Origin of the sequence: Pseudomonas sp. FSL R10-2189, from assembly GCF_009600325.1 — a bacterium.
Lineage (GTDB): Bacteria > Pseudomonadota > Gammaproteobacteria > Pseudomonadales > Pseudomonadaceae > Aquipseudomonas > Aquipseudomonas helleri.
In genome coordinates, this window is the sequence record NZ_WIVZ01000067.1 from 1 (window position 1) to 10,637 (window position 10,637).

Sequence of the window (10,637 nt, forward strand, 5' to 3'; positions counted from 1 at the left end):
CTCGTTTCCAAGCATCGGATTTTGCGGCCTGCGGGCTAAAGGTCAATGAGTCAGTCTTAACTGACTGGCATTAGCCTCAGGGCCTCTTTTTTTTGCGCGTAATGCCGTGACTACGGCGCTATATTTTGCCGAGCAAGAGCAGTATCAACAGTACGACCAGTACGGTGCCGATAATACCGGACGGGCCGTAGCCCCAGTTTCGTGAGTGAGGGAAAACTGGCAGTCCGCCCACCAGCAGCAAGATCAGGATGATCAGAAGTATCAGGGTCATGACTATTTCCTCATTGATTATTGTCAGTAAGGACGGCGTTCAGTGGCGTTGAAACCACTGCTACGTACGCTCTTAATAAGTCCGACTTGCCGGGCGCAAAGAAAATTCAACTTTTTATTCAACCGGGCCTGTTAATGGTTGGCTATTGCCTGGCTGATGGGGCGCGGGTAGGGTGGCGCGCTTGCCTAAGGAAGGAAGTATTCATGCTTAATTACGTTTGGTTTTTTTTGGCCGCGTTGTTTGAAATTGCAGGCTGTTACGGGTTCTGGATGTGGCTGCGTCAAGGCAAGAGTGTGGTGTGGGTCGTACCGGCAGTGTTGAGCCTGGCCGTTTTTGCCCTGCTCTTGACCAAGGTCGAAGCGGCCTATGCGGGCCGGGCTTATGCCGCGTATGGCGGGATCTATATCGTCACGTCTATTGCCTGGTTGGCGGTGGTGGAGCGAGTCCGACCATTGGGATCTGACTGGATCGGGCTGGTGTTGTGCGTGATAGGTGCAACGATCATTCTGTTGGGACCACGCTTTTCGGCACCTTAAGCCAATACCCCTACTGTTGAGGAATATTCGACAGCTGTCGCGTAGGACTTTTATCTATGCCATGTAGGCCTTAATTCAGATAAGAGTCAGCCCGAGCTGAATTGTTGTGTAAGGATTGAAGTACCGAATGACGCGGTTCAGTCTTCGTGGCCAGACACCTTTAAGGATAAAAGCCATGCAGATTCTAAAACGCGTCAGCGGTGAACGCTTCTCGATTGGCGAAGACATTATTGTCCATGTCATTGCCATCAATGGCAGCCATGTGCGCTTGGGGGTGGATGCCCCGAGGAGCGTCAGCGTTCACCGGGGCGAAATCTACGACCGGATCAAAAATCAGGGCCCCGGGCATTTGACCATTGAGCCGTTGAGCAAGCGTTAATCAAAGAACTCTTTGGGCACGGCATGTTTGGGCATCAACTGGCATTGCTGGCTTTCCAGATCAAAGAAGATCACGGCTTGCCCTTTGCTCAGGGCGTGGCGCACCCGCAGGACACGTGTCTCTTGAGGGGTGTCATCACCGTTGTCGGTGCCATCGCGGCTGACGAAGTCTTCAATCAGGCGAGTGAGGGTGTCAGGTTCAAGCTGGTCGTAAGGAATTAGCATGATGCGGTCTCGCAAATAAGTTAAATCGATTTGTCGCGGTTATCCCAATAACCCTGCGCCAACTCGAATGCTTGTTCTCGCGGAGTGCCCAGCCCGCGAAGGGCCAGGGCCATGGTCGAGAGCAGGGCCAGTTGCGGATAACTGTCTTCAATCTCGCCCCGCCACAGCGCCTTGAGCTGCCCCGGCTCAAGTGAGGCCGGTTTCACGTGGCGTCGAGCTGACAGTGCTGGCCACTCTTCATCCCAACTGACGCCCGCCGTGGTGCCGTACAAATGGCTGATCGTGTCCGGGTTGATCTCGATTTCACCGCCGTCGCCTTTGATCACGATGCTGGTGTCTCCCAGCAAGCCGCTGGCTTCGCGGTGCACACTTTGGTAGCCCGGATGGAAAATACTTTGCAAGCCGCAGCGGGCGCCCAGCGGATTCAAAATGCGCGCCAGTGAGTGAATGGGCGAACGCAACCCCAAGGTATTGCGCAGATCGATCATGCGCTGCAACTGCGGCGCCCAGTCCTGCAACGGCATAAAGGCCAGATGCTGTGTGTCGAGCGCGGCTTCAACGCTTTGCCAGTCGCGGCACAGCGGGATAGACAACTCGTCCAGCAGTTGTTCACTGTACAGTCGCCCTGCGGTATGAGCGCCGCCGCCGTGCATTACAATCCGCACACCGTTTTGCGCCAGGCATTTGGCAGCCAGCAGGTACCAAGGCAGGTGACGCTTCTTGCCTGCATAAGTCGGCCAGTCGATATCAACGTTGATCGCTGGCGCTGTCAGACGTTCACGCAAGGCTTCGGTAAAGCCGGCCAATTCCTCGGGGCTTTCTTCCTTGTGACGCAGCAACATCAGGAAAGCACCCAATTGCGTGTCTTCGACTTTTTCGTCGAGCAGCATGCCCATTGCCTCGCGCGCTTCTTCGCGGGTCAAGTTGCGGGCGCCGCGTTTACCTTTGCCCAGAATGCGCACAAATTGCGCGAAAGGGTGTTCGGCCGGGGTTTCTAATGTCAGCGCAGCGGGCGTATTCATAGGCAATTAGTCGGTTTTGGCAGGCCCGCCAGCTTGGCAGCGAGCTTGGCCGGTGTGCCATTAAACAAGCGGTTGAGGTGCAGGCTGTTGCCTTTTTCAGGGCCCAGCTTGAGCGCTGTGTACTTGATCAGCGGGCGTGTCGCCGGTGACAGCTCGAACTCTTGATAAAAACTGCGCAACAGTTCAAGGATCTCCCAATGCTCGGGGCTCAGCTCGATCTGCGCCTCGGCCGCCAGTGCATGGGCGACCTCGACAGACCAGTCGTTAAGGTCGAGCAAATAGCCGTCTTTATCCAGCGCGATGTGTTTGCCGTTGAGAAGGAGGGTGCTCATAGCCAGCTGTTGACCTTGTCATAGTGAATCGACAGCTCGACAAAGGCCGGGTAATCCACCGCTGTCGCCCACTGCGGACAGTCGAGATGGCGTGCGAGCAGATCTTCTTCGAGGACAAAAAGCTTTAGAGTGGCGTTTTTTTCTTCCAGGGCCTTGAGAGGGCTGCTTTGAGGTTGTAAGGCGTAGACCGCATCACCTGTCAGCAACAGCGCGTCATCGGTGCCCAGAACGCGTAAGCAACTGCTAAGGCGTGTGTCTGAAAAAGGCGAGTGGCTCAGGACGTGTAGGGTCGTCATCAGAGGGTTATCACTTGGTCAAAACGGTCAATAAGGGCGCGTACTTCATCGGTTGACAGGGCGTGTACGTCGTCGACTGCCAGGTGTGCGGGCGAAATGCCGCGCTCGGCCAGGCTGTGGCCGCAGGCAAACACGTCATCAATCCCGAACATCGACAGAGCCTGCAGATTGGCCTGAAGGTTTTTTTGTTGCAGCGCGGCCGCGTTTTGTCCGGGAACGAGCTGGAATACCCCATCGTCCATAAACATCAGTGCAATCGGTAAATCGAACGCGCCCCCAGCCAGCACAAGATCCAGTGCCTCTTTGGCGCCTGGGCCCGACCAGGGCGCCTGGCGGCTGATAATCAACAGCGACTTAGCCATATCAAGGCCCTCCGAAGCAGATCAGTCGATCAGCCGATTGAATCGCGTCGTGTAACTGGCCCAGGCCAGACAACTCCCATGGCGCTTGCAAATTGACCGCCGGGCGCTCATAGCGCGCTGCTTCATCTTCATTCAATACACCGCGGCGCAGGGCTGCGGCAATACACACCACGCCGTCCAACTGATGTTGGCTGACGAACGCGGCCCACTGCTGCGCGATGTCTTGCTCGTCTTGCGGTGTGACCACATTGCTCGAGGCGCTGTGCACACCGTCTTGATAGAAGAACAGCCGCACGATCTCGTGACCGCTTGCCAGCACTGCCTCGGCAAAACGCAAGGCGCGGCGAGAAGAGGGCGCATGGGCTGCAGAATAAAGGGCAATGGCAAATTTCATGGTGAGCTCTGTCAGCAAATCTGCGGCAATGATAAAGGCAGATGCTCAAAGATGCTTGCAACGGGCAACAAAAAGCCCGCCGAAGCGGGCTTTCGTGTTGCGCTATCAATCAGTCGTCGCTGCTCATGATGCCGAAAATTTGCAGCAGGCTGATAAACAGGTTGTAGATCGAAACATACAGGCTGATGGTCGCCATGATGTAGTTACGCTCGCCGCCATGAATGATGGCGCTGGTCTGGAACAAGATGCAGACCGAAGAAAACAGCACAAAACCGGCGCTGATCGCCAGTTGCAGGCCGCTGACCTGGAAGAAGAAGCTGGCAACTACGGCGCCCAGCAGGACAAAGAAGCCTGCGGTGATAAAGCCGCCCAGGAAGCTCATGTCCTTGCGAGTGATCAGCACATAAGCAGAAAGGCCGCCAAACACCAGCGCGGTCATGGCAAATGCCGAGCTGACAACCTCAGCGCCGCCCTGCATGCCCAGGTAACGGTTGAGGATTGGGCCCAACAAAAAGCCCATGAAACCGGTCAAGGCAAACGTAGACACCAGGCCCCAAGCCGAATCACGCAGCTTGTTGGTCAAGAAAAACAGCCCGTAGAAACCGATCAGCACCACGAAAATATTCGGGTAACCGACCCGCATCTGTTGAGCGACATAAGCCATCATGCCGCTGAAAGCGAGCGTCAAAGCCAGTAAACCGTAAGTGTTGCGCAGGACGCGGCTAACCTCTAGCTGCTCAGCCTGCACGCTGTTATTAACGGCGTAATCCTGTTCGCGCATGGCGATACTCCTGTGGTTTGAAATGTTAAGTAGCAAAGATCATAGCAGAGGCTCTGAAACAAGCGATCAAGAGAGTTTGACAACGTGTTTCATTCAGGTATTATGGCGCCCGCAACAACATAGGAGGTGTGGCCGAGTGGTTTAAGGCAACGGTCTTGAAAACCGTCGACTGTAACAGGTCCTAGAGTTCGAATCTCTACGCCTCCGCCATATTGCTACACCGACAGAGCCCGCTTTTAGCGGGCTTTGTCGTTTCTGGGGTTTGGGGCAAGGGGTGGCTCAAGCGAGGTTTTGGGTGAAACGTTCCAAAACTTTTTAGCATGTGTTCCATAACTCTGCTTGTTTTGGGAGGGGTGAATCGCCCCTAGTTTCGTAGACACCTCTTAGCCTTAAAATGAGGCCCATTAGGAGGTACCATAACCAACCAGCCTGAACCCGAAGAGATTTAAAATCTAAGTGGTCGAGTAGTTATCGAAAAGAAGCTGTCTGTCGCTGATATAGCGGCTCGGTGTGTCGATGTATAGCCTCTATGTCTGGATAAAGCGCTTCCGAAAACTTCAAAATTAACGGCAGCAGAACTATGTCGGAACACTGAACTGCGTCGCCTGTTAGTACGAACTAAAACGCATCACTAATGAGTGAGATATCATAAAAAAATTATGGCATACTTTGCAAAGGAGTGTATTTTTTCATAGAATATTTCAACTTGCTTTCTAGGTTCTAGAGTTAGGGGCTAATAGTTGTGAATTAAATAGTGATCAGCGGGCTGTCTAATAAGTCGTTGGCGTTTGACTGACCTATTATCTCGATACTTGGAGGGGGGGTGAATGAATCTGAATTGCCTGCTAGCGCCTGAGTTTTATGGTCTGTTGAAGAGTTAGATAAATCATGGTCTGGTTTATCAGTCATGCCCGAAACTGGCTTGCTGTAGCTGAAATAAACATCCGCAATCTCGCGTTTATCACCACTCTCTAAAGTGTACTCGGAAATCCATTTGATAGTATTGCCATTTATATCTGGGCGATAAACCATCTGGACCTGTTCAAGTGAAATCGATGCGATACCAATTTCTTTTAGGCTCATCACTTCATCAGGCTCAGATATGCCATTCTGATTTTTATCTTGCCACACCAATAGCTTATAAAATAGATCATCAAATGAATCTATACGGCCGTCATTGTTAGAGTCAAGTCGACGCAAAGCAGAAAATCCGTCTTCATTTACACTGCCAAACAGCTCGGTCCCATTGTCTATAATACCATTGCCATTTCTGTCTATTGCAAGAAAGCCACTGTTAGCATCCAACCACCCGTGGTAAGCTCCTTCTTCGCCCTGAATAAATTCAAAGCCTTTGATGCCGTCAAATATTGAACGCGTCAGGATTCCATCTCCACTTAAATCTAGCGCTAGTGGCGTTATTTCGTGCATAACTTCTGCTGCTTCCATTACAGATTGCATTGCGCTATTAGAAAAGCTCTTTCCTTCACCTCCAAGGGCTGAGTCGGCGCGATCGATATTATTGTTAACGAATTCTTGCATTGAGTATGCAGATTCGAGAAGTCCGTTTATCTTAAAATCAAGCTCAGTTCTCCAGTTGGAATTAAGATCAATATTAAGCCCCATTCCATCAATCACATAGTTCTGTATTCCTGCATATCCTCCATTCCAGCTCATCATGCCATAACTATTGGGATATAAAAAACCCGTATCATTCTTGACTAAACTAGATAGGGAGAAATTAAACCCATCAATTTCTTTTTGCATTTGCACAAGGAACTCTCTATCCTCACGCCGTGCTGCATCAAGTAGATATTGGGTGCTGTTTTGATCGGTATCATAGCCATTATACTCAGCGTTTACCTCAGTCGCATCAAGCACTAGAGCATTCGGATGATTTTTAGGGTCGAAACTATCAGGTAGCTCAACAGTTCCCGAAGATAACTGAGATGATAATGTTTCAGCAGCATCTTTTGCCCAGTTATAAGCCCCCTCAATTAATTTGCCTCCTGCATAAGCTGCACCTAAATATGCTGCGCCTAAGGCCAATGTTCCTACAACCGGAAATGCGGCGGTTAATGCCCCAACAGCTAGTGCTCTAGGTATGCTTGATATTAGGAAGCTTTCCAGAGCAGCAACCCCTCCAGCGCTACCGGTCATCCCAATAGCAACTTCTGCGGCGCTGTTCAACATTTGTTGAAAATCTGCAGAAGAAGCTTCAAGTTTCGCTAGATCTGATAAAATTCCCCCGATATCACCTGAGTGAGCAAGCGACTCCCCCAAAGCCTGAATCTTAGAGTTAGAGCTATTTGCCATAGAGCTGCCCATGGCAGTCAGTAAATCAGAAATAGACTTGGCTTGTTCGATTTGTTCCGCTGATAAACTCAAATCTTGTACTCCTTGTACTGATTCTTGCCTGGTCTGTTGGCTATGCCTCAGAGAAGGCGAGTTTCTAGGGTTCTGATAATTTTTTTGCAGGATTATGCTAGAGGTTCTCATTTTTTTGTGCCACCATATCAATAATGGTTATCATTAGCAATAGGGGCGTTTCTGTTTAGTTGATGTCGATGCAACAAAAAAGCTCACTCACATTAGGGTAAATACAACAGATGACAATAAGACCGCTTTTGTACGGCTGGATTTTCTACCTCGCTTTAGCGTGGTTGACTAGTATTGGGATATTTTATAGTGACATCGCTATTCATAATGACCTGCACCGATTTTTACCTGTAATCGAAAGAGCAGAAGCTTATTTTGTTGAGAATAATGAACTTCCGTTTTTAAAAAAAACTGCATGGATTTATGAGAAGGATCTAGCTCTTTTTGTGATGATGTTGTTATGGGGAGGTATATGTTCTAGATATTTTCTTAAAGTGAATTTCGTTGGGGTGTTAGAGTTTGCGAGATACAAAGAAAATGCTCTCGGTATAATCATGGTCTTGGCTTGCGTTTTTGCAATACTGTCTAATATTTTTGGCCCTGGCTATGAGGATTCAACTCGAGGTTTGTTTTCTAATAAGTTGTACCTTTTTAGCACGATATTTGGCGCGTTTAACTACACAGTTACATTGCCGTTGCTTTTCCCTTTAATTGCTTTTGGGGTCTCCGGTTTTTTTAGTCCGATAGATAAAATCGATCATGAGTTGACGAATTTAAATAATAAATAAAAGTCCTTTTCTTTAAGGGGGTTCCGCTACGCTATAAGCTAATAGTTTCACATCCCCTGGGTGTATGAAAGTTATATTATCCTAGCATCTTGGGATGAGCGCATTCTGGGGGGTATTATAGTTTTGATAGGGATGTAGCCATCACGACCCGCTGTATGCGTTGACGATCGCGCTGAAGGGCTAAAAGGTGAACTGGATATTGGATGCGGATATCACGCAGTTCTTTGATGAGATAAATCATGAATGGATGCTGATGTTTTAGGGGTACGGATTGCAAATCCGTTGTAGCTTCCTGGGCACAACTACTCCTAATCCTTGTGAGCAATTGATAGGGTAAAAGTAGTCCCAAAACCAAAAAATTTCCCCGCACCGAACGCGGCTTCCAGCCAATCGCCACCCTTGAAGTATTGGTACTTGAAATATCCCACAAGCCCCGTGCTGTATATATATGCATAGGGGTCTTGAAAACCGTCGACTGTAACAGGTCCTAGAGTTTGAATCTCTACGCCTCCGCCATATTGCTACACCGACAGAGCCCGCTTTTAGCGGGCTTTGTCGTTTCTGGGGTTTGGGAAATGGGGCTGCAGGGCGGCCATCGTTTCCGCAATCAGAGGTGCCTCAAAGTCAGCCTCCTCCTCGTTGCGATTTCTCGCCGCCCCCACAATCTCGTTCGATGTCTCTATGTGTGTAGCTCAGCAGTCCATAGGCATCCCCGCGTTTTAGAATCGGGAAATTTCTTTTAGCGAAGTACACAGGTAACGCATCGCAATGCGGTCTGACTCAGACAGCATGCGGTAATGCTCAATCAGGCTGGCTTCATCGCGGCTGAGCCGCCGAGTCTCAGTGGTTCGCTTGAAAGAGAAGACGCCACACAGCTTCCGCGCAATGCCAGTTGAAATCGACATAATTCACACCTTAAGCCAGAAAGAACATCCCCAGAGTTGCTGCTCTTTGATCCTGCTCAGAAATCAGTTCCAAGCAAGCAAGTGGCATTGCCTAAAGTGTAGAGCCAGTTCTCTTCCTGCATGGTCAGATCCGGTGATTGTGTTTACCTAATCATTTAGCTTCTTTGATAGAGCCTATTGAGCAAGAACGCTGACTAATTAGCCAAAGCCCTCTTTTCGATGTGCAGCCTCGTCAAGTGTGGGGCTATAGCCGTCTACAGTGGAAAACACTTTTTTTTGCGTTGTCGCAAAGTGGTTTCGCCGTTGCGGCTTTCATAGGCCAAGTTCGCCGTCCCAGCCGTAGATGTTTCGGCCACAGTCGTATTGGGTGTTGAGCGTGCGTTGTTGCTGCTCGATCCACGCCGGGCCGGCGCCCGTGCTGGGCGGGCAGTGGGCTTTGGAGTATTTGGCTACCCGTCTCCCCAGTGCGTCGTAGGCGAAGTCGGCGGTCAGACGATCGTCTTCGTAGCGGGTCAGGCGGTCGTAGAGGTCCCAGGTGAAGCGAGCTTTTTTGCCGTTGTCGAGGCGTTCTAGCAGGTTGCCGCGGGCGTCGTGGGTGTAGTGCTGGCTGACGTAGTCGCGCAGACTGCTGGCAGGGTAGAGGGCGAAGGTTTGTCTTAATACTTGCAGGCATTGACAGCGGGAGGCCAATGCCGGTGTTTCCCGACTGTTAAAGAGCTATGAACTTTATGGTCAGCGCTGCAACCATACTTGTGAGTCACTGGTGATCAGTCCGGTACCGCGAAGGTCTTCATAACTTGCAGTGCTCCCCATACATCGATGACGGGATAGGTATTTTTTTATAAATATTGGATATGCCCTTTTATACAAGTGACATGCGTCACCAGGTAACCTTAGTCTGTTATTGTCTTCATATTGAAGCCTGCGTGTGAGGATAGATTCGTTCATTGAACTATCCGAATGCCATCAGTAATAAGCTCAAAATGCAGTGTAAATATCAATTTGTCCAGATCGGGATCGTTGAGAGTGAGTAACACTCATTAATCCGATTTATGTCACTTATAGTGTGTTGCAGGCAGGCATCTTCATAGGCAATAGTTTTGTTGTCTGATTGATTTGAAAGGAAAGCATCGATTTTATGAAAATCTATGCTGGGGGGGATATCAATAGCAAGTAGTGAGCTCCCTTTTTGACTAGTGCACTGAGCGCCATTTTTTTTTGTATAGTTAATGATTTTAATGCGATCGCTTTTGTTTTCAGCAAATACGCGTAGCGTTGAGTGCCCACCTCTGTATAAAAGGTACGACGCCTGGATTTGTTTGTTGCTTTCTATAGCTAAAATGATATCTCCTTTGCTTACGCCATAAATGTAGTAGGGGATATTGTCTACTTTGTATGTGTGTGGCTTTATTTGAATTCCCCATAATGATTCGAATTCGAGTGGTGGATAGTCTTCCATATCTTGGTTTAGTTTGAATGTTATTTTTTTGAGTGATTGAGAAGTCATTATTGAGCGCCGTCTATACGATTTAGTATTCTGAAGTTTGGTTTTGAATTGTTTGAGAAGCCCCGGTTGCATTTTCTACATAAAAGTTGTGTATTGTTTTCATCATTTGAGCCACCGCGTGAGTCGGCCTCGATATGGTCAAACTGACGTTCATTGGATGGCGGGCTAATGCCTTTTGTACTTTTTTGTCCTGGTACAACTGCGGAAATGCAACTTTCACATGTCTCCACTCCAAAAAAATCCCTATTTTCGTCTGAAATTTTTTGTTTAACTGATTTCGGGATGCGAGCCAACCCAAACGGATCAACCCACCCCACCGGATTCGGCGCATACGCATAGAAATTCAGCCCGCCCGCAAAACCGATCGGATCCTTGCTGATAAACCGTCCGACTTGCGGATCATAGTACCGATAGCGGTTGTAGTGCAGCCCGGTTTCGGTGTCGAAGTACTGCCCTTGAAAGCG

The 10,637-nt window shown here is 49.4% G+C and carries 16 protein-coding genes and 1 tRNA gene; 4 read left to right on the plus strand and 13 right to left on the minus strand.

Features of this window, described 5'->3' with window-relative positions:
* Positions 1 to 118 precede the first annotated feature (118 nt).
* Positions 119 to 271 (minus strand): DUF3309 family protein, encoded by a 153-nt coding sequence (locus GHO32_RS25510; RefSeq protein ID WP_048371247.1) that lies wholly within the window; start codon positions 269 to 271, stop codon positions 119 to 121.
* 203 nt (positions 272 to 474) lie between these two features.
* Here GHO32_RS25510 and GHO32_RS25515 point away from each other — a divergent pair, with 203 nt between their 5' ends.
* Both GHO32_RS25515 and GHO32_RS25520 read left to right on the plus strand, forming a co-directional pair.
* Positions 475 to 807, plus strand: coding sequence for a YnfA family protein (locus GHO32_RS25515; RefSeq protein WP_048371244.1), 333 nt, complete (start codon positions 475 to 477; stop codon positions 805 to 807).
* 175 nt (positions 808 to 982) lie between these two features.
* Positions 983 to 1,186 carry a carbon storage regulator gene (locus GHO32_RS25520; RefSeq protein ID WP_153336788.1) on the plus strand — a complete coding sequence of 68 codons (204 nt, stop codon included), beginning with the start codon at positions 983 to 985 and terminating at the stop codon, positions 1,184 to 1,186.
* Here the strand turns inward: GHO32_RS25520 and GHO32_RS25525 are convergent.
* The 7 genes from GHO32_RS25525 to GHO32_RS25555 all read right to left on the minus strand — a co-directional run bounded on the left by GHO32_RS25525 (position 1,183) and on the right by GHO32_RS25555 (position 4,597).
* A complete protein-coding gene (locus GHO32_RS25525; protein ID WP_016781468.1) occupies positions 1,183 to 1,410 on the minus strand; it encodes a YheU family protein in 228 nt (75 codons plus the stop codon). The genes GHO32_RS25520 and GHO32_RS25525 overlap by 4 nt on opposite strands.
* 20 nt (positions 1,411 to 1,430) lie before the next feature.
* The gene (locus GHO32_RS25530) at positions 1,431 to 2,432 is read right to left on the minus strand and encodes a glycosyl transferase family protein (protein WP_153336789.1); all 1,002 of its coding nucleotides are present in this window, start codon (positions 2,430 to 2,432) and stop codon (positions 1,431 to 1,433) included.
* Positions 2,429 to 2,764 (minus strand): TusE/DsrC/DsvC family sulfur relay protein, encoded by a 336-nt coding sequence (locus tag GHO32_RS25535; RefSeq protein WP_153336790.1) that lies wholly within the window; start codon positions 2,762 to 2,764, stop codon positions 2,429 to 2,431. The genes GHO32_RS25530 and GHO32_RS25535 overlap by 4 nt, the downstream gene beginning before the upstream one ends.
* Positions 2,761 to 3,060 (minus strand): sulfurtransferase complex subunit TusB, encoded by a 300-nt coding sequence (tusB, locus tag GHO32_RS25540; RefSeq protein WP_153336791.1) that lies wholly within the window; start codon positions 3,058 to 3,060, stop codon positions 2,761 to 2,763. Before tusB ends, GHO32_RS25535 begins: the two co-directional genes overlap by 4 nt.
* Positions 3,060 to 3,422, minus strand: coding sequence for a sulfurtransferase complex subunit TusC (gene tusC, locus GHO32_RS25545; RefSeq protein ID WP_123751577.1), 363 nt, complete (start codon positions 3,420 to 3,422; stop codon positions 3,060 to 3,062). The genes tusB and tusC overlap by 1 nt, the downstream gene beginning before the upstream one ends.
* 1 nt (position 3,423) lies before the next feature.
* On the minus strand, positions 3,424 to 3,816 hold the full coding sequence (gene tusD, locus GHO32_RS25550; protein WP_153336792.1) for a sulfurtransferase complex subunit TusD: 393 nt from the start codon (positions 3,814 to 3,816) through the stop codon (positions 3,424 to 3,426).
* 109 nt (positions 3,817 to 3,925) lie between these two features.
* Positions 3,926 to 4,597, minus strand: coding sequence for a Bax inhibitor-1/YccA family protein (locus GHO32_RS25555; protein ID WP_153336793.1), 672 nt, complete (start codon positions 4,595 to 4,597; stop codon positions 3,926 to 3,928).
* Between the two features lie 122 nt (positions 4,598 to 4,719).
* Between GHO32_RS25555 and GHO32_RS25560 the strand changes: the two genes are divergently transcribed.
* Positions 4,720 to 4,807 (plus strand) — tRNA-Ser (locus GHO32_RS25560).
* Between the two features lie 537 nt (positions 4,808 to 5,344).
* On the opposite strand, the gene GHO32_RS25565 is transcribed toward GHO32_RS25560, so the two are convergent.
* Positions 5,345 to 6,982, minus strand: coding sequence for a hypothetical protein (locus GHO32_RS25565; protein WP_153336794.1), 1,638 nt, complete (start codon positions 6,980 to 6,982; stop codon positions 5,345 to 5,347).
* Between the two features lie 221 nt (positions 6,983 to 7,203).
* On the opposite strand from GHO32_RS25565, the gene GHO32_RS25570 reads away from it, so the two are divergent.
* The gene (locus GHO32_RS25570; protein ID WP_153336795.1) at positions 7,204 to 7,761 is read left to right on the plus strand and encodes a hypothetical protein; all 558 of its coding nucleotides are present in this window, start codon (positions 7,204 to 7,206) and stop codon (positions 7,759 to 7,761) included.
* A 719-nt stretch (positions 7,762 to 8,480) separates the two neighbouring features.
* Here GHO32_RS25570 and GHO32_RS25580 read toward each other — a convergent pair.
* From GHO32_RS25580 to GHO32_RS25595, 4 genes are all read right to left on the minus strand, one after another.
* Entirely contained in the window at positions 8,481 to 8,666 is a 186-nt protein-coding gene (locus tag GHO32_RS25580; protein WP_153336796.1) for a hypothetical protein, read from the minus strand.
* A gap of 312 nt (positions 8,667 to 8,978) precedes the next feature.
* On the minus strand, positions 8,979 to 9,356 hold the full coding sequence (locus GHO32_RS27095; RefSeq protein WP_153336797.1) for a hypothetical protein: 378 nt from the start codon (positions 9,354 to 9,356) through the stop codon (positions 8,979 to 8,981).
* 307 nt (positions 9,357 to 9,663) lie between these two features.
* Entirely contained in the window at positions 9,664 to 10,173 is a 510-nt protein-coding gene (locus GHO32_RS25590) for a DUF4265 domain-containing protein (RefSeq protein WP_178113942.1), read from the minus strand.
* On the minus strand, positions 10,173 to 10,637 hold a 465-nt coding region (locus GHO32_RS25595), incomplete at its 5' end, for an RHS repeat-associated core domain-containing protein (RefSeq protein WP_178113943.1). The genes GHO32_RS25590 and GHO32_RS25595, both read right to left, overlap by 1 nt.